Source organism: Methyloceanibacter sp. (assembly GCF_050728395.1).
Classification (GTDB): domain Bacteria; phylum Pseudomonadota; class Alphaproteobacteria; order Rhizobiales; family Methyloligellaceae; genus Methyloceanibacter.
In genome coordinates this window covers 1-17,940 of sequence record NZ_JBOHJB010000064.1, presented here as the reverse complement: position 1 = coordinate 17,940, position 17,940 = coordinate 1, and the positions used below count along the sequence as shown (strand labels likewise).

General features: G+C 64.2%; 21 protein-coding genes. 13 read left to right on the top strand and 8 right to left on the bottom strand.

Annotated features, from left to right (window positions below; all coding sequences use genetic code 11):
- On the bottom strand, window positions 1-643 hold a 643-nt coding region (fabG, locus tag ACREC7_RS11835), incomplete at its 3' end, for a 3-oxoacyl-ACP reductase FabG (protein WP_431555889.1).
- Between the two features lie 15 nt (window positions 644-658).
- Window positions 659-1,612: an ACP S-malonyltransferase gene (fabD, locus tag ACREC7_RS11830; RefSeq protein ID WP_431555888.1), complete on the bottom strand. Its 954-nt coding sequence runs from the start codon at window positions 1,610-1,612 to the stop codon at window positions 659-661.
- A 179-nt stretch (window positions 1,613-1,791) separates the two neighbouring features.
- Between fabD and ACREC7_RS11825 the strand changes: the two genes are divergently transcribed.
- From ACREC7_RS11825 to ACREC7_RS11765, 13 genes are all read left to right on the top strand, one after another.
- A complete protein-coding gene (locus tag ACREC7_RS11825) occupies window positions 1,792-2,268 on the top strand; it encodes a hypothetical protein (RefSeq protein ID WP_431555887.1) in 477 nt (158 codons plus the stop codon).
- Window positions 2,269-2,483: 215 nt separating this feature from the next.
- Window positions 2,484-3,005 carry a 30S ribosomal protein S6 gene (gene rpsF, locus ACREC7_RS11820; RefSeq protein WP_431555886.1) on the top strand — a complete coding sequence of 174 codons (522 nt, stop codon included), beginning with the start codon at window positions 2,484-2,486 and terminating at the stop codon, window positions 3,003-3,005.
- A 5-nt stretch (window positions 3,006-3,010) separates the two neighbouring features.
- Complete coding sequence (gene rpsR / locus ACREC7_RS11815; RefSeq protein ID WP_431555891.1) at window positions 3,011-3,250, top strand: 30S ribosomal protein S18; 240 nt, start codon at window positions 3,011-3,013, stop codon at window positions 3,248-3,250.
- A gap of 194 nt (window positions 3,251-3,444) precedes the next feature.
- Window positions 3,445-4,326 carry a DUF2232 domain-containing protein gene (locus ACREC7_RS11810; protein ID WP_431555885.1) on the top strand — a complete coding sequence of 294 codons (882 nt, stop codon included), beginning with the start codon at window positions 3,445-3,447 and terminating at the stop codon, window positions 4,324-4,326.
- 25 nt (window positions 4,327-4,351) lie between these two features.
- Window positions 4,352-4,975: a 50S ribosomal protein L9 gene (gene rplI, locus ACREC7_RS11805; protein WP_431555884.1), complete on the top strand. Its 624-nt coding sequence runs from the start codon at window positions 4,352-4,354 to the stop codon at window positions 4,973-4,975.
- A 133-nt stretch (window positions 4,976-5,108) separates the two neighbouring features.
- Complete coding sequence (locus tag ACREC7_RS11800) at window positions 5,109-6,368, top strand: class I SAM-dependent methyltransferase (protein ID WP_431555883.1); 1,260 nt, start codon at window positions 5,109-5,111, stop codon at window positions 6,366-6,368.
- Between the two features lie 106 nt (window positions 6,369-6,474).
- Window positions 6,475-7,959, top strand: a complete 1,485-nt coding sequence (locus ACREC7_RS11795) for a replicative DNA helicase (RefSeq protein ID WP_431555882.1) — start codon at window positions 6,475-6,477, stop codon at window positions 7,957-7,959.
- Window positions 7,956-9,077, top strand: a complete 1,122-nt coding sequence (gene alr, locus ACREC7_RS11790; protein WP_431555890.1) for an alanine racemase — start codon at window positions 7,956-7,958, stop codon at window positions 9,075-9,077. The genes ACREC7_RS11795 and alr overlap by 4 nt, the downstream gene beginning before the upstream one ends.
- A 9-nt stretch (window positions 9,078-9,086) precedes the next feature.
- Window positions 9,087-10,469 carry a DNA repair protein RadA gene (radA, locus tag ACREC7_RS11785; protein WP_431555881.1) on the top strand — a complete coding sequence of 461 codons (1,383 nt, stop codon included), beginning with the start codon at window positions 9,087-9,089 and terminating at the stop codon, window positions 10,467-10,469.
- 126 nt (window positions 10,470-10,595) lie between these two features.
- Window positions 10,596-11,264 (top strand): CvpA family protein, encoded by a 669-nt coding sequence (locus ACREC7_RS11780; protein ID WP_431555880.1) that lies wholly within the window; start codon window positions 10,596-10,598, stop codon window positions 11,262-11,264.
- Between the two features lie 17 nt (window positions 11,265-11,281).
- A complete protein-coding gene (purF, locus tag ACREC7_RS11775) occupies window positions 11,282-12,760 on the top strand; it encodes an amidophosphoribosyltransferase (RefSeq protein ID WP_431555879.1) in 1,479 nt (492 codons plus the stop codon).
- Complete coding sequence (locus ACREC7_RS11770) at window positions 12,757-13,470, top strand: SDR family NAD(P)-dependent oxidoreductase (protein ID WP_431555878.1); 714 nt, start codon at window positions 12,757-12,759, stop codon at window positions 13,468-13,470. The genes purF and ACREC7_RS11770 overlap by 4 nt, the downstream gene beginning before the upstream one ends.
- 90 nt (window positions 13,471-13,560) lie before the next feature.
- Window positions 13,561-14,487 (top strand): autotransporter domain-containing protein, encoded by a 927-nt coding sequence (locus tag ACREC7_RS11765; RefSeq protein WP_431555877.1) that lies wholly within the window; start codon window positions 13,561-13,563, stop codon window positions 14,485-14,487.
- Between the two features lie 40 nt (window positions 14,488-14,527).
- Here the strand turns inward: ACREC7_RS11765 and ACREC7_RS11760 are convergent, their stop codons facing one another.
- The 6 genes from ACREC7_RS11760 to ACREC7_RS11735 form a co-directional block, all read right to left on the bottom strand.
- The gene (locus tag ACREC7_RS11760) at window positions 14,528-14,761 is read right to left on the bottom strand and encodes a hypothetical protein (protein WP_431555876.1); all 234 of its coding nucleotides are present in this window, start codon (window positions 14,759-14,761) and stop codon (window positions 14,528-14,530) included.
- Window positions 14,762-14,783: 22 nt separating this feature from the next.
- Window positions 14,784-14,948, bottom strand: coding sequence for a hypothetical protein (locus ACREC7_RS11755; RefSeq protein WP_431555875.1), 165 nt, complete (start codon window positions 14,946-14,948; stop codon window positions 14,784-14,786).
- A 15-nt stretch (window positions 14,949-14,963) separates the two neighbouring features.
- On the bottom strand, window positions 14,964-15,203 hold the full coding sequence (locus tag ACREC7_RS11750; RefSeq protein ID WP_431555874.1) for a hypothetical protein: 240 nt from the start codon (window positions 15,201-15,203) through the stop codon (window positions 14,964-14,966).
- Window positions 15,200-16,549, bottom strand: a complete 1,350-nt coding sequence (locus tag ACREC7_RS11745) for a DEAD/DEAH box helicase (protein ID WP_431555873.1) — start codon at window positions 16,547-16,549, stop codon at window positions 15,200-15,202. Before ACREC7_RS11745 ends, ACREC7_RS11750 begins: the two co-directional genes overlap by 4 nt.
- 217 nt (window positions 16,550-16,766) lie before the next feature.
- The gene (locus ACREC7_RS11740) at window positions 16,767-17,582 is read right to left on the bottom strand and encodes an MBL fold metallo-hydrolase (RefSeq protein ID WP_431555872.1); all 816 of its coding nucleotides are present in this window, start codon (window positions 17,580-17,582) and stop codon (window positions 16,767-16,769) included.
- The coding region (locus ACREC7_RS11735; protein ID WP_431555871.1) for a TatD family hydrolase at window positions 17,579-17,940 on the bottom strand (362 nt) is incomplete at its 5' end. The genes ACREC7_RS11735 and ACREC7_RS11740, both read right to left, overlap by 4 nt.

The window sequence follows — 17,940 nt, the reverse complement described above, 5'->3', positions numbered from 1 at the left end:
CCTCGGGTTTTCCGAACTTGGCAGCCGGAATTGCACCGGCGATGGCCTCGACCTGCTTAGGGGTGAGCGCATTGGTCATGGGGGTGGAGATAAAGCCCGGAGCGATGCAATTGGCGGTGATGCCACGGCTCGACACCTCGCGGGCCAGCGATTTGGTCATGCCAACCAGTCCCGCTTTTGAGGCGGCATAGTTCCCCTGCCCCGGATTGCCGAGCACGCCAGAGATCGAGGCGATGTTGACGATGCGCCCCGCCCGGCGCCGCATCATGCCGCGCAACACGCCGCGGGTGAGCACGAACACCGAGGTGAGATTGACGGCGATGACGTCGTCCCATTCGTCATCCTTCATGCGCATGAACAAATTGTCGTGGGTGATGCCGGCATTGTTGACGAGAATGTCGACCTGGCCGAGAGCCTTTTCGGCGTCCTCGGCGAGCTTCACTACCGCGGCGCGGTCGCGCAAATCGCAAGGCAAGACCACGACGCGCGAGCCGAGCTTGGCGGCAAGCTCGTTGAGGCGTTCGGCGCGGGTGCCGGAGATGGCCACCGTGGCGCCCTGGGCGTGCAGCGTCTCGGCGATCGCCCAGCCGATGCCTCCGGAGGCCCCGGTGACAAGCGCGCCCTTGCCGGTCAAATCGAACATGCCGCTCTCCTTCTCCTACGCGTCACGGGCCTGAAGCGCCGTGGCGGCAGCCTCAAGCTCCTCAGGCGTGCCCACGGAACGCGCCTCGAATCCTTCGAACCGGCGCGCGAGCCCCGTGAGCACCCGGCCCGCGCCAACCTCATAAAGACTATCGACGCCTTGGTCGCGCAGATAGAGCATCGACTCGCGCCACCGCACCATGCCCGTCACCTGCTCGATGAGACGGGCGCGGATGGCTTCGGGGTCGCTGATGGCTGAGGCGAGCACATTGGCGACGAGAGGCACCGACGGGGCAGAGATCCTCACCTCGCTCACAGCCTCCTGCATGACGCCGGCGGCAGGCTGCATCAGAGCGCAGTGAAAGGGGGCGCTGACCGGAAGCAGCACGGCACGGCGCGCGCCAAATTTTGGGGCGAGCGCCACGGCCCGCTCGATCGCCGCCCGCGTGCCGCTGATCACCACCTGACCGGGCGCATTGTCGTTGGCCGCGGCGCAGACCTCGCCCTCGCTTGCCGCCTTGGCAAGCTCTTGCGCTTGCGACAGATCCGCCCCGAGAAGTGCTGCCATCGCCCCTTCGCCCACCGGAACCGCCGTCTGCATGGCCTGCCCTCTTATCTTGAGCAGGCGCGCGGTATCGGCAACGCTCAAGCTTCCAGCCGCGGCGAGCGCCGAATATTCGCCAAGCGAATGGCCGGCGACGAATGCCGCGCTCTCTTTGAGCGAGAGTCCCTTCTCGGCCTCAAGCACGCGAATGACGGCAAGGGAGACCGCCATCAAGGCGGGCTGGGCGTTCTCGGTAAGGGTGAGCTGATCCTCTGGCCCCACCCAGATCAAGGTCGACAGGGACTGACCGAGCGCCTCGTCGACCTCGGCGAACACGGCACGCGCAGGCGCGTAAGCCTTGGCGAGCTCGGCGCCCATTCCGACTGCCTGGCTCCCCTGCCCGGGAAAAATGAAAGCGATGCTCATCTCAAAGAGAGGTCTCTGCCGCTAAAGTCGGGCCAAAGACACTGTTTGCCTTGAGCCTGTCAAGCTGGCCGAGGCCTAGAAACGCCGCGTCCTCGGCTCGCGCCAAGAAAGAGGAGTCAGTATTGCAACTTTTGCCCCCAAAACTCTGTTTCATCGATAGAATCCCCCCGGAGGCCTGAATGCACCGCTTCCCCGCAATGCTTGCCGCCTTCGCCCTGTTTGCCGCCGCACCTGTCTTCGCCGCGGCTCCGCAGCCTTGGCCGTGGAAGACGAAAGCCCCGCCTGACCCGGCTTTGGCGACCCTATCTCATATCGACGGTGTGACCGCCTCGCAGGCCGAGGGCACCGTATCGGTTGCCGTAAAGGCGATGGCACCGGCGCCTGGCTACACGGAGCTGCAACTTGTGCCCCGCATGGGCGATCCTCACGACCGCATCTTCGCCTTCGACGCTCGCGGCCGTGCGCCGCAGACGATCACAACTCAGGTGCTGACGCCGGTGACGATCGAGGTCTCATACGCCGATGCGCCCATCGCCAAGCTCGAAGTGATCGAGGTTTATTCGAACGACAACTGCCTCGCCTATGCGGTGAAGGACAGGAGGCCAGTGGATTGCACGTCGCGAGCACTGCCGCAAAAGCCCGGCGAACTGCCCTGATCGCGTTCGCAGGCCTTGCAAAGCGCCAGCAAAACCGTATAAAGCCCGCTCGAAACCGCTCCGGTCGGAGGCTGAAAGGAGAGCCGCTTCGCTTGAAGCGGCAGGCATGAGCCGGTCTCCCCTGTCTCCGCTCCCAAGGGTTGTCTTCTTGGGCCTTTCCTTCCAGGGCCCATGAGAGGCTACGCGCCGGAGCCAGAACGAAGGAAAGGCAGTCCATGCCGTTTTACGAGCATGTGTTCCTGGCACGCCAGGACATCTCCGCGCAGCAGGTCGAAGGCTTGGTGCAGGAGTTCCGCACGATCATTGAAGGCCGCGGCGGGACCATCGGCAAGACCGAATATTGGGGGCTCAAGGGCCTCACCTTCCGCATCAAGAAGAACCGCAAGGCGCATTTCTCGCTGATGAACATCGACGCGCCGCCAGACGCCGTGGCCGAGCTCGAGCGTCAGTTGCGCCTCTCAACCGACGTGATCCGCTTTCTGACCGTCAGGGTCGATGAGCATGAGCAAGGGCCGTCGCCGATGATGCGCCGTGCCGATCGCGACGAGCGCGAGGGCCGTGGCGACCGCGGCGACCGATTTGACCGTGGCGATCGATTTGATCGTGGTGATCGCGGCGACCGCCGTGGGCCGCGCCGGGATCGTGATCGGGATCGGGACTCTACGCCCCGCGACATACCGAGCGTAGCCGAGGCGCCTGAGGTGGACGCCATCGCCGAGACGGGAGACGATAACTGATGAGCATGACCCAAGGCGCGGCGCGGCGCCCCTTCTACCGCCGGCGCAAGACCTGCCCGTTCTCGGGCGATAAGGCGCCCAAGATCGACTATAAGGATGTGAAGCTCTTGCAGCGCTACATTTCCGAGCGCGGCAAGATCGTGCCGAGCCGAATCACCGCGGTCTCCGCCAAGAAGCAGCGGGAACTCGCAAGAGCAATCAAGCGGGCCCGTTTTCTGGGCCTGTTGCCCTATTTGATTCAGTAAGGGCTTGGACTGCGGCGATTGCCGCGGTCCAGAGCCGACGCCAGAAGTTGGGACGGTCTACCGTCCCTAACCGCTCTCAATAAAGAGCCGGGACAGCGCTAACGATGGCAACATTTCTACTCCTCGGTGCCGGTGCGGGCCTTGTGTCCGCAGCTCTCGTGGCTTCCGCCGCGGCTACGCGTGGCGTTGCCACCATGCTCCTTTACCTTGCACCACTGCCGATCTGCCTGGCAGGGCTCGGCTGGGGCTGGACATCCGCAGCGACTGCCGCACTCGTCGGCACCCTTTTGCTTGGCGGCGTGTTCGGGGCGAGCGTGGGCGCGATCTTCGCGGGCACCATTGCCATTCCGATCACCACCCTCTGCTACCTGGCCCTGCTTTCGCGCCTGCCCGCTGCTCCGCAAGGGCAAGCTACGGGGGCGCTTGAATGGTATCCGATTGGACGCTTGGTCGGTTGGGCCGCCATCATTGCCGGCGCGATCGTCAGCCTGGGGATACTGATGACGGGCTACAATGCGGATTCCTTGGGCGAGTCCATGAGAGAACTTTTCAAGCAAGGCGCCTTCAAGGATCTAGACCCCAACGGCACTCTGATCAACGAAAGCTCCATCGGTGGCTTGAGCAACGTGCTCGTTTGGTTGTTCCCGGCTTTCTCTGCTATCCTGTGGCAAAGCATTGCGCTGTTCAATTTGTGGCTGGCCGGCGTGATCATCGAGACTTCCGAGCGCGCACTTCGCCCCTGGCCGAAGCTCGATGCCATCGAACTGCCGAATGCGTTCTTCCTTGCCTTCACCGCGAGTCTGATTGCCGCGTTCTTGCCTGGGACCGCGGGGCTTGTTGCCATCGCGTTCGCCGGTGCGCTGTTCCTAGCCTATGTGCTCCAGGGCCTCGCCGTGCTGCATGCCTTCAGTCGCGGTATGCCGTTTCGTGGCTTGCTGCTGGCCGCCGTGTATATCGGCATTGTGCTTTTGGCTTGGCCTGCCATCGCTGTCGTCATTCTCGGCCTTGCCGAGCCCATGCTTCGCCTGCGCGAACGAGCGGCGGCACGCGGACAACCCCCTTCTCCCCCGGATTGATCAATCGAACGAACAGGAGTGTCGAATGCAAGTCATTCTTCTTGAACGCATCGGCCGTCTCGGCCAAATGGGCGACGTCGTCACCGTCAAGGACGGCTTCGCGCGCAACTTCCTCTTGCCCCAGGGCAAGGCGCTCCGCGCCACCAAGACCAATCGCGAGCGCTTCGAAAAGGAGCGGTCGCAGCTCGAGGCGCGCAATCTCGAGCTGAAGTCGGAGGCCGAAGCCGTCGCCGCAAAGTTGCAAGGGCGAAGCTTCATCGTGCTGCGCCAGGCCGGCGATTCCGGTCAGCTTTACGGCTCGGTGGCGACGCGGGATATTGCCGCCGTCGTGACCGAAGGCGGCTTCTCCATCGAGCGCCGACAGGTCCTGCTCGACCGTCCGATCAAGACGCTCGGAGTGCACGACGTGCGCATCGGGCTTCATGCCGAAGTCGAGCCGCATGTGACCATCAATGTCGCCCGCTCCGCCGACGAAGCTGCGCGCCAGGCTCGCGGTGAGCAGGTGACCGGCAAGGCAATGGACGAGGCCGAGGAAGAGGCACTGAGAGCGAGAGTTGCCGCCGAGCAATTGTTTGAAGAGGGCTCCGGCGTCGAGATCGTCGAAGGCGCCGAGGACACTGTCGAGGACGAAACAGAGTCGACCGACTGATCTCCGCGACACCTTGGACTACGGAGTCCTATGGAACAGAGCGGACCGCCGGTTGTTTAATTGCCGTCAGGCTCGTAAAATGACGGTGTAAGCTACTGAAAACCCTTCCTCTTGGAGGGTCGGCGCTCCTTCGATGTTCCGCCCGCTTCGGCACGCCCTCGATCGGATTGTTACGACAGGATATTTGCGCCTGATCGATGCCGATGGCTGCGCCCACGACTTCGGCGACCGCAGCAGCTCTCCCGTCGTCGCCCGTATCGCCGACCGCGCGACTGAACGGCGGTTCATTCTCAACCCTGCACTTGCCGTCGGCGAAGCCTATATGGATGGCCGCCTCGTTATCGAGCAGGGCACGATCTATGACTTCCTCGAGCTCGTCTTCGCCGATCTCGACTATCCCTCCTGGCCGCTCCTAGCCCGTTTACGCGAGGGGCTGAGATTCGTCCGGCGCGGCTTGCGGCAGTACAATCCGGCCGGACGCGCCAAGCGCAACGTCGAGCACCATTACGACCTCGACGGCCACCTCTACGAGCTGTTCCTCGACAGCGACCGGCAATATTCCTGCGCTTATTTCGAGCGGGAGGAGATGTCGCTCGAGGAGGCACAAGCCGCCAAGAAGCGCCACCTTGCCGCCAAGCTCGATCTCCACGACGGGCAGAAAGTGCTCGACATTGGTTCTGGCTGGGGCGGCCTTGGCCTCTATCTCGCCAAGTCCGCCCATGTCGACGTGACCGGCGTCACCTTGAGCGAGGAGCAGCTCAAATCATCGCAAGCGCGCGCTCGCGCCGAGGGCCTTGTCAAGGCCGTCACCTTCGAGCTCCGCGACTACCGGGAAGTGCAAGGTCAATTCGACCGCATTGTCTCGGTCGGGATGTTCGAGCATGTGGGCGTGGTCCACTATTGCAACTTCTTCGAGAAGATCGGCAGCCTGCTCGCGCCGAATGGGGTCGCTCTTATCCACTCGATCGGGCGCTTCGACGGACCTGCCTCGACCAATCCCTTCATCGACAAGTATATCTTCCCCGGCGGCTATATTCCGGCATTGAGCGAAGTCTTACCCGCGGTCGAGCGCGCCGGACTGCTCGTCACCGACGTGGAGATCCTGCGCCTCCACTACGCCATGACCTTGCGCCACTGGCGCCGGCGCTTCCGCGCCTCATGGCATACTGCCGTCGAGCGTTATGGCGAGCGCTTCTGCCGCATGTGGGAGTTCTACCTGGCGGGAGCAGAGACCGGGTTCCGCTACCAGAACCTCATGGTCTTCCAGTTGCAGTTGACCAAGGACCAGAAGGCGCTGCCGCTCACCCGCGACTACTTCCATGCCGCCGAGCAGGAGCTCCGCGTGCGCGACGGCCGCTTCCCGCCGCAGCCGGTCAGGCGCGCGCGGCGCTGAGGAGTCCGGGAGCTGAATTTCGCTCCTTGTTGGCGAACCCGATTCCTCCCCGCTGTTCACAGGCGAGCGCACTAGCAGTCATCTTCGTTTTGACTACTCTTGGTGCATGAGCGCCCTGATTCGTCCCGTCCCACCGGCTGCCGAGACGCCGACCTTCCGCGCGCCGCCACATAATCTCGAGGCGGAACAGGCACTTCTCGGCGCCATCCTGGTCAACAATGAGGCCTGCGACCGGGTGTCGAGCTTCCTCAAATCTGAGCATTTCTACGATGCGCTGCATGGGCGCATCTACGACCACGCGGCAAAGCTGATTTGGGCGGGAAAGCGCGCCACACCGATCACGCTTAAGACCTTCTTCCAGGGAGACGAGCCTGTCGGCGACCTGACCGTCCCGCAATATCTCGGTCGTCTTGCCGCCAACGCCACCACCATCATCAATGCCGAGGATTACGGCCGCACCATCTACGACCTCGCCATCCGCCGGAACCTGATCCAGATCGGCGAGGACATGGTCAACATTGCCTTCGATGCGCCGATCGACGCCCCGCCGGCAGTACAGATCGAGGACACCGAGCAGAAGCTTTATGACCTTGCCGAGACCGGGAAATACGGCTCGGGCTTCGAGCCTTTCACCACCGCGCTCACCGACGCCATCGACATGGCGGCCAACGCCTATCGGCGCGATGGCGGACTGTCCGGGCTCGCCACCGGCTTCACCGATCTCGACCACCGCATGGGCGGCTTGCAGCCCTCCGATTTGATCATCGTCGCCGGGCGCCCCTCCATGGGCAAGACGGCTCTCGCCACCAACATCGCCTATCACGTGGCGCAGAGCTACCGCCGCGATCCCGACTCGCAGGCTGCGCTCGACGGCGCCGTGGTCGGATTCTTCTCCCTCGAAATGTCGGCCGAGCAGCTCGCCACCCGCATCATTTCCGAGCAGGCCTACATTCCGTCCGAGCGCATTCGGCGCGGCCGCATCGAGTCCGAGGAGTTCGACCGCATCGTCGAGGTCTCCCAGGAGTTGCAGAACCTGCCTCTATATATTGACCAGACGGGCGGCATCACCGTGGCCCAGCTTGCCGCGCGGGCCCGGCGGCTCAAACGGCAGCGCGACGTGGGCTTGATCGTGGTCGACTATCTCCAGCTTCTCTCCGGCTCAACCCGGCGCGCCGCGGAAGGCCGCGTGCAGGAGGTCTCGGAGATCACCACAGGGTTGAAGGCGCTTGCCAAGGAGCTGCATGTCCCGGTGCTAGCCCTCTCGCAATTGTCACGCCAGGTGGAGCAGCGCGAGGACAAGCGCCCACAACTTGCGGATTTGCGCGAATCCGGCTCCATCGAGCAGGATGCCGACGTGGTGTTGTTCGTGTTCCGCGAGGAATACTATGTCGAGCGGAGACAGCCGCGCGAGAACACCGAAGAGCACAAGCAGTGGCAGCAAGAGATGGAACTGGTCATCGGCAAGGCCGAAGTGATCATCGGCAAGCAGCGCCACGGGCCCACGGGCACCGTGAGGCTCCAGTTCACGCCGGAGTTCACGAGGTTCGGCAACCTCGCCGCCGAGGAGCGTCTGCCGGATCGCCTGGACTGAGCGGCGTCGATGACGCAACGGCCACCGCGCTCCTTACCATCGACCTCGACTCGCTCATCGCCAACTACCGCAGTCTGCGCCGCCTCAGCACCCCGGCGGAATGCGCCGCGGTGGTCAAGGCTGACGCCTATGGTTTGGGCATGGCTGCCGTCGCTCCGGCCCTGGCGCATGCGGGCTGCAAAACCTTCTTCGTCGCCACCCTCGGCGAGGCCGCGGAGCTGCGCGCTCTCCTCGCCGACGCCACCATCTATGTCCTGGCTGGGCTGCAAGAGGGTACCGCCTCTGTCCACCGCGAGCTTGGCTTGCGCCCAGTGCTCAACAGCGCCGACGAGATCGAGGAGTGGGCAGCGTTCTCAAAGGCCGCCCGCGCCAAGCTCCCCGCCGCCATCCATATCGACAGCGGCATGAATCGGCTTGGACTCTCCGCCGCCGAGGTCGAGGTCGTTGCCGGCGCGAAGAAGTCCTGGAACGCTTTCGAGCTTACGCTGGTGATGAGTCATCTCGCCTGCTCCGACGAGCCTGAGCACGCCAAGAACACGGTGCAGCGGAAGACCTTCGACGCTCTTCGCGCCAAATTGCCGAAAGCTTCTGCGAGCCTCGCCAACTCCGCCGGCATTCTCCTTGGGGCCGCCTATCACTACGACCTTGTCCGCCCAGGCATCGCCCTTTACGGCGGCAAGGCGTCCCGCGCTGGCGCCTACCCCTTTGCCCCCGTGGTTCGCCTTGCCGGACGCGTTCTGCAGGTGCGCGACGTGTCGCCAGGGGAGACTATAGGCTACGGCGCGACGCGCACGCTGAAACGCCCCTCTCGCGTCGCCGTCCTCTCGGTGGGATATGCCGATGGCGTCTTCCGCGCGCTCTCGGTTGCTGACAACCGGCAGGGTCTGCGGATCTATTTCGGATCGCATCCAGCGCCACTGATCGGCCGGGTGTCCATGGACCTGATCACCGTGGACGTGACCGACGTCCCTCACGAGCTTGCTCGGCGTGGCGCCTGGGTCGAGCTGATCGGCACCCACGTCGCCGCCCACGAATTTGCCGCTCATGCCGGCACCATCGACTACGAAGTCCTCACCAATCTCGGCACCCGTGCCGCGCGGCGCTACACCGGCGGCTAGCACCTCATCATGGCCAAAGCCTCCAAAGCCTTCGTCTGCCAAGCCTGCGGAGCGGTGTCCGCCCGCTGGTCGGGCAAATGCGCCGCTTGCGGGGAGTGGAACAGCATCATCGAGGAGACTGCCGCGCCCTCGGGGCCGCCGGCGCTTGTCGCCATCAGAGGCGGCAAAGGCAGGGCCGCATCCTTCGAAGGGCTTGGCACCGAGACACGCGACGCGCCGCGGCTGCCGACTGGCATGGCCGAGTTCGACCGCGTGCTCGGCGGCGGGCTCGTGCCGGGCTCCGCCGTGCTTGTCGGCGGTGATCCGGGCATCGGCAAATCCACACTGCTGCTCCAGGCCGCGGCGGCGCTCGCCACGAGCGGCGCGCCGGTCATCTATCTCTCAGGCGAAGAAGCACCGGCGCAGGTTCGCATGCGGGCTGCGCGCTTAGGGCTTAGCCAAGCCCCCGTGGCGCTCGGCACCGAGACCAATCTCGCCAATATCATCGCCACCTTGAGCAAGGCGAAGGCCCCTGCCCTGATCGTCATCGACTCGGTGCAGACCCTCTGGTCGGAGGGCTTGGAGGCCGCGCCCGGCACCATCTCGCAGCTTCGCGGCTGCGCCTCGGCGCTGGTCAGTTACGCCAAAGCGAGCGGCTCGACACTGGTCCTCGTCGGCCATGTCACCAAGGACGGCCAGATCGCAGGCCCCAAGGTCATCGAGCATGTGGTCGATACCGTGCTCTATTTCGAAGGGCAGAGCGGCCATCAGTTCCGCATCTTGCGCGCGGTAAAGAACCGCTTCGGGCCGACCGACGAGATCGGCGTGTTCGAGATGCGCTATGAGGGGCTGCAACAGGTAGAGAACCCCTCGGCGCTGTTCCTGAGCGACCGCGATCAGGGCGCCCCAGGGACTGCGGTGTTCGCAGGGATGGAGGGAACGAGGCCGATCCTCGTTGAGATACAGGCGCTTGTCGCGCCATCTTTACTCAGCATGCCAAGACGCGCCGTGGTCGGTTGGGACCCCAATCGGCTCGCCATGCTCATTGCCGTGCTCGAGGCCCGCTGCGGCACGAGGCTTGGTGCCCAAGACGTCTATCTCAACGTTGCCGGCGGCCTGAAGCTCGGCGATCCGGCCGCCGACCTCGCCGCCGCGGCGGCGCTGCTCTCCTCCTTCACCGGACGACCGGCGCCGGAAGACACGGTCTATTTCGGCGAGGTTAGCCTCACCGGGGCGGTGAGGGCCGTGGGTCACATGGACCAGCGCCTTAAGGAGGCCACGAAATTGGGGTTCACGCGGGGTGTGGTGCCGGCGGCATGCGTCCCCGACCGGCAGCTTCAGGAGATCAGGCTTATGCCACTCTCCCAGCTCAGCGATCTCGTGGCCTGGTTCGGCCCGCCGGAGAGGGACTGAACCAGGGGTCTTCGCATGCGACAATGCGCCGGTGTTGGCATCCGCCGTTGCCGATTCGGGTCATTTATGCTTCATCGCGGGGAATCGTGATAATCTCCGCCGCGCTCGTTCAAGGAGCCTCGCGCCATGCCAATTTCCTGGCTCGATGTCATTCTCATCATCATCATGCTCGTGTCGGGATTCCTCGCCATGGTGCGCGGGTTCACACGGGAGGTTTTGTCGATTTTCTCCTGGGCGGTGGCCGCCGTCGCCGCGCTCTATCTCACGCCGAAATATTGGCAGACGGTCGAATCCTACTTCCCCTCCCCCGCCTTTGCGCAGATCGGCTTTGCCGCAGGCGTCTTCATCATCACCCTGATCGTCGTCAGCCTGATCACGTTCCGCATCTCAGACCGCGTGCTCGATAGCCGCGTCGGCGCGCTCGATCGCACCATGGGCTTCATTTTCGGCCTCGCCCGAGGATTCCTGCTCGTGGCCATCGTCTTTATCCTGTTCAGCGCGCTCGCCCGCGACCAGCCAACCTGGATCACCGAGGCCAAATCCTACCCGATCCTCAAACAGACCCAGGTGGCCATCGAATCGCTGCTGCCGCCAAACCCGGAGCAATATCTCCCGGGCGGCAAGCACGACGAAGTTCCTGAAGGCCAGCCTGCGGCGCCCGGCGCTCAGCCCGGCGCGCCCTCCGATGCAGCACCCGCGGCGCCGCCGCCGCCGGATCAGCGCTCGCAAGGGCAAAATCCATTCGAATCGGTTGCGTCGACGCGTATTGAAGCGCCAATGAAGGCGCCTATCTAAGGGAGGCGAGGACGCGCGTGACCAACCACGTTGACGCTGATGATCAGGCTTTGACCTGGCTCGACGAGGACCGCCTGCATGAGGAATGCGGCGTGTTCGGTATTTTCGGCCACCCCGATGCTGCGGCCCTGACGGCGCTCGGCCTCCACGCCCTGCAACATCGCGGCCAGGAAGCCGCCGGCATCGTCACCTTCGACGGCGCCCATTTCCACACCGAGCGGCGCCTGGGCCTGGTCGGCGATCACTTCACGGCAAGCCAGGTGATCGAGCGCCTGAAGGGCGACACTGCCATCGGCCATGTGCGGTATTCGACCTGCGGCGACCCGATCATGCGCAACGTGCAGCCGCTGTTCGTCGACCTCGCCTCAGGCGGCTTTGCCCTTGCTCATAACGGCAACATCACCAACGCGCTTACGCTTCGCGACTGGCTGATCACCAAGGGTGCCATCTGCCAGTCGACCACCGACACCGAAGTGATTCTCCATCTCGTCGCCCGCAGCGAGAAGCGCTCGTTCGTCGAGAAGTTCATCGAGGCGCTGCTGCAAATCGAGGGCGCCTATGCGCTCGTCGGTCTCACCAACAAGAAGCTTGTCGGCGCGCGCGATCCCTTCGGCATCAGGCCGCTGGTGCTCGGGCGCCTCGGCGAGGCATGGGTGCTGGCATCGGAGACCTGCGCTCTCGACATCATCGGTGCCGATTTCGTGCGCGAGGTCGAGAACGGCGAAGTGGTGGTGATCACCAAGGACGGGATCGAGAGCCATCGTTTCGTGCCCAAATACCCGGCGCGTCTCTGCATCTTCGAATACATCTATTTCGCCCGTCCCGACTCCATCGTCGGCGGCCGCTCAGTCTACGACGTACGTAAAGAAATGGGCCGGCAATTGGCGCTGGAAACTCCGGCCAACGCCGACGTGGTCATCCCCATTCCCGATTCAGGCGTGCCAGCGGCTATCGGCTACTCGCAAGGCTCCGGCATTCCGTTCGAATTCGGCATCATCCGCAATCACTATGTCGGACGCACCTTCATCGAGCCGGAGCAGCGCATCCGTCAGCTCGGCGTGAAGCTCAAGCACAGCGCCAATGAGGCGCAAGTGCGCGGCAAGCGCATCGTGCTGATCGACGACAGCGTGGTGCGCGGCACGACCTCGGTGAAGATCGTGCAGATGATGCGCGAGGCCGGCGCCAAGGCAGTGCATATGCGCATTTCGAGCCCGCCGATCACCCATCCGGATTTCTACGGCATCGACACGCCGGACCAGGACAAGCTGCTCGCCGCCACCAAGACCCTCGAAGAGATGCGCACCTATATGGGCGCCGACTCGCTCGCCTTCCTCTCGGTCGAAGGCATCTACAAGGCCATGGGCTATGACGGGCGCGACGCCGCCCATCCGCAATTCACCGACCATTGCTTCACCGGCGAATATCCGACCAGGCTCAGGGATCGCGAAGGCCCGCCGCAGCAGAAGCAGCTCTCCTTCCTCGCCGAGGTCGGTTGACCGGGCAGCGTCTCAAGGACCGCATCGCGCTCATCACCGGCGCTTCGCGCGGGCTTGGCCGCGCCATCGCTCTCGCCTACGCGCGCGAAGGGGCGCATGTGCTGCTGCTCGCGCGCGGCATAACCAATCTTGGGCGGGTCGATGACGATATCCGCGCGATCGGCGGCACCGCGAGCCTCGTTCCGCTCGACCTCACCGACGGGCAAGTCATCGACGCGCTCGGCCCCTCGCTCTATGAGCGCTTCGGGCGTCTCGACGTGCTGGTCGGCAACGCTGCCATCCTCGGGGCTCTCTCACCCCTCCCCCATATTCCTTCGGCCCATTGGGACCGCATCTTCGCGGTGAACGTGACTGCCAATTGGCGGCTGATCCGTACCCTCGATCCGCTGTTGCATCGCTCCGATGCCGCCCGCGTCATCTTCGCGACCTCGGGCGTGGCGCGATCGGCCCGCGCGTACTGGGCGCCCTACTCAGTCTCCAAAGCGGCGATCGAGGCTCTGGCCAAGACCTATGCCAACGAGACCGCGGACACGCCGATCAAGGTCAACCTCGTCGATCCCGGCGCTCTTGCCACACGCATGCGCGCCGAAGCCTATCCTGGCGAGGATCAGGCCACGCTGCCTTCGCCCGAGCGGGTGACGGAAATCTTCGTGAGGCTCGCCATGGCGGAAAACGACGTTACCGGTCAGTTGTTTACGCCGGAGCTGTGAATGGCGTCGGCGCGTGCCGCAGAATTTCCACATCTCGATGGCAGAGTTGCCTCAAGCAGACGGGGTTCAACCGCCATCGCCAAGCAGGGAATGCCGGCCATGCGCCATGCCGGAGCAGCTTTCGCAGCCTTGTTGATCGCGCCCTTTCCTGGCGCCGCCGCCGAGCTTTGCCCGGCGCTGTCCGGCGCGACGCCAACCCCTTGCGAGAGTCTGATCGGTCCGGCCAGCGACCTCTTGCAGAATAGGATCAACAGCCGTTTGAGCATTTCCGGCGCGACACCGGACGATGGCGCATCGGTGTGGGCGGAAAGCCGTCAGGCGCCCTTCGAGACCGTCGGCGGCGCCTCGGCTCTTACCACCACCTATTTTGGCGCCGACTATCGCCTTGGCTCGGATCTGCTGCTTGGTGCCATGGTGCAGATGGACGATCGGAGCGTCACCCTGCCTGTCGACGGCGAGGTGACCGCCACGGACGCCTACTTGGCCGGTCCATATGCGGCGTATCGGCTGTCCTCAAATCTCGTCCTCGGCGCCCGGGCCTCCTGGGGCGAAGTTTCCAATGGCACCACGCTTTTGAGCGAGGAGGCGGACTTCACCACCAACCGACTGTTGACCGAGGCGCGGCTGAGCGGCAATTGGGGCTTGGGCGAATGGCAGCTGATGCCTGCGGCCGCCATCACCCATGTGGATGAGACTGCGATCGCCGCCATCCCAGGTCTCGCCGCAACGAGCGTAACCATGACCCGCTTCACAGCCGGTCCGGAGGTGAGGCGCCCGATCGTAATGGGGTTCGGCTCGAGCCTCGAGCCCTTTGCCTTCTTCAAGACGAGCTTCGATCTCGACGACATCAAGATCGGGCCAGGGGCCGCCCGCAACACCATCGGCGGCGGCATCGTGGTGAACGACGCGGAGGGTTACGTCATCCAGGCCATCGGCAACTATAGCGAGACCCTGGGCGCCGCGATCCCGGATCCGTCGCTTGCCGGGAAGGTCATGGTCTCTGTCCCCTTGAACTGACTCCCCTTAAGCTGCAGGAGCAGCGAATTTTCTAGGGACGCTAGGCGACGCGCTTTTTCGAGCGGGCGATGGATTTGATGCGTCCACGCGGCATACCCGACACTTCGCCGATCTTGCGGTCCTGCATCTCGATGAAGGTGCGCGCCGGATCGTCGCCGTCGAGCCCGCCGAGATCGCCCGCAGGCACCTTTCGGTTTGAGGTCTGCGTGCCATCCTCATAGATGACGTCGAACAGCACGAAGCCGTTGGCGACTTGTTGCTTCTTCTTGGCCATGTGCGTTCTCCAATCCGCGAAACTAATCTTGATGCGGGGTCTTATCGGACTCCGGCTCGCCATCGCCCCGAGCCGCTTTCCGCTTCGCCGCGTCCTCTTCACGCCGCTGCAGCTTCTCCTGCTTCTTCTGCTGCTTGCTGCGATTGCGGTTGGCGCGCTCCTGGTTGTAGTTGGGCTTGAAAGCCATGTTCGGTCCTTCGCTCTATTTTTGACCTGCCCGGCGCGATTTGGGCCGGGCGGTCGCGACCGTCTGAGCAGCGGCTTCACGGTCCGCGGCTTCCTTGGCGAGACGCAACGCGCGCAACCGCGCCGTCTTCTCCACCATCGCGTCGTGCTCCCGCTCCTGTTCGAGCTTCAGCGTCGATTCCTGCTTCTTGCTGCGGCTCAAAAGCGCTTCCGCATTACGCCTGGCAGCGCTGATACGGGTGGGAAATTTGCTCATCTTGGCTCTCCTGATAGGGACAGACGTGCGGATCTCGGACGGGTCAGCGCTCCCCTTGCGGCAGGCAGTGCGTTTCCACGCCGCCCATTCGATCGCCACGAGCGGTTGGACGCCGGCGCCGCGGTCGAACGCTCTTGCCGCTTCGCAGCAGGTGCGGGCCGCGAGCGCTCGGGCCGCCATCCCTTCGAGACGGTGTCGGCTCTTTCGGCCTGGGCATGACGATGGCCAGCGACAATCAGCGGAACACGCGTCAATCCCTCGATTGACTTGAGATATGGCCGCTCGCTCGGATCGCAGAACGACAAGGCCGTTCCGCCCGCGCCGGCCCTCGCCGTGCGCCCGATGCGATGCACGTAGCTCTCCGGCTCGTTCGGCAGCTCATAATTGATGACATGCGAAATCGAGGCCACGTCGATTCCCCGCGCGGCGATATCCGTGGCGACGAGGATGCGAGCCTGCCCGCTGCGGAACGCCTCGAGCGCCCGCACCCGGGCGTTTTGCGCCTTATTGCCGTGGATCGCCTCCACCGCCAGGCCGGCCTGGCGCAGAAACTTGCAGACCTTATCGGCGCCGTGCTTGGTGCGGGTGAAGACCAGCACGCGGTCCATGCCCTGATTGCCGAGCACCTCCAACAACAGGTCACGCTTGGCCTGTGCCGGAACGAAGTAGACCTGCTGATCGATGCGGTCCACCGTGACCTTTGCCGGCGAAACGTCGATGCGGGCGGGAGTGCGGAGGATCTCAGCGGCAAGCTTGGCGATGTCCGGCGGCATGGTCGCCGAGAACAGCAGCGTCTGCCGCTCCTTGCCGCAGGCGGCAACGATCTTCCGCACGTCGCGGATGAAGCCCATGTCCAGCATGCGATCCGCCTCGTCGAGGACGAGGATCGAAACCTTGTCGAAGCTCACATGACGCTGGGCGTAGAGGTCGAGCAGCCGTCCCGGCGTGGCGATCAGAATGTCGACGCCGTGCTGGAGCGCCTTCACCTGCTGGCCCTGCCCGACGCCGCCGAAGATGACGGTCGATCGCAAGCCAAGGCCGCGGCCATAGGCGCGGAATCGCTCGTCGATTTGCAGGGCAAGCTCGCGCGTCGGCGCCAGGATGAGCGCATGCGGGCGCCCTGGCGAACGCTGCAGGCGTTGCGTCGAGAGGCGGTGCAGAATCGGCAGAGCGAAGGCCGCGGTCTTGCCGGTGCCCGTCTGGGCGATACCGAGCAAATCCCTGCCTTCAGCGAGAAGGGGGATGGCTTGCGCCTGAATCGGCGTCGGTTTGAGATAGTTCTCGGCCTTGAGCGCAAGCCGCAGGGGCTCGGACAGGCCTAGGCCGTCGAAAGAAGTCGGTGTCACTTATAAAATATCCTTGTGTGCCGGACACGCCGCTAAAGCGGTCGTGTGGCCTTTGCGCCGTTTCCCACGCGCTAGCTGGGGTCAGACGATGACTTGAAAATTGTCTCGGGATGAAACGCCGCAAATTGAGCGGCGGCTTCGCGCGATCGCGAGCAATCAGGTGGCCGGAACATGGATGCGCCGCTCCGATAAGTCAAGTGAAGATCGCCGCAAAGGTTCATGAATCGGCAATTTTATCCTTTGTTGTCAGCATCATGCCATCATAGGCAGGCTCCACGCCTTCGGGCAGCGCCCGCGCCAGGGCTTCATAGTCAAGATCGACATGCATGTGGGTGAGCACGGCGCGCCTCGGCTTGACGCGCTCGATCCAGGAAAGCGCCTCCTCGACGCTGAAATGGCTTGGATGGCGCACGTAGCGGAGCGCATCGATGATCCACACATCGAGATTCTCGAGAAACTCGAGCGACTCCTCCGGCAGGTCGCTGACATCAGGCGAATAGGCGATGCCGCCGAAGCGAAAACCGAGCGTTTCTCCAGAGCCGTGACGCTGGCGGAACGGTAAGGCCTCGATGCCGCCGCCCGGGCCTGGAATTTTCACCGATACGCCGGGCGCGATTTGGTGGCCATCGAGGATCGGCGGATACTCGCCATTTGCCGACATCTTGAAGCAATAGGCGAAGCGCTGCTTGAGCTGCTGTTCCGTCAATTCGTCATAGTACACGGCGACGCGCCGGCGCCCATTGTAGGACACCATGCGCAGATCATCGATGCCGTGGGTGTGGTCGGCATGGTCGTGGGTGAAGAGCACGCCGTCGAGCCAGCCCACGCCGGCGTCGAGCAGTTGCTCGCGAAGGTCAGGCGCGGTGTCGACGAGCACACTGGTCGTGCCCTCCCCGCCCTCCTTTTGCACCAGCACCGAGCAGCGCCGGCGCCGGTTCTTCGGGTTTGATGGATCGCACGCGCCCCAGATATTGCCGACGCGGGGCACGCCGCCGGACGTGCCACAGCCGAGGATGGTGAGCTTGAGGGTCATGAAGCGGGGATGAACGCCGCCGAACGCAGCACCTTTTTGAACAGGCGAAAGAAGTTCTCGGTCGTGGCCTTGGCGAGATCGGCTTCGCCCATGCCGCGCACCGCGGCAAGCCGCCCCGCCGTGTGGACAACATTGGCCGGCTCGTTGGTGCGGCCGCGCAAAGGCTCAGGCGCAAGATAAGGCGCGTCGGTCTCGACCAGCAGCCGGTCGAGTGGCACCTCTCTGGCAATATCGCGCAAGCTTTCCGAGTTCTTGAAGGTCAACACGCCGGAGAAGGAGACGTAGCCGCCGAGCGCAAGCCCGCGGCGGGCGAGCTCAGGGCCTCCGGTGAAGCAATGCAGCACGAAGGGGAAAGCGC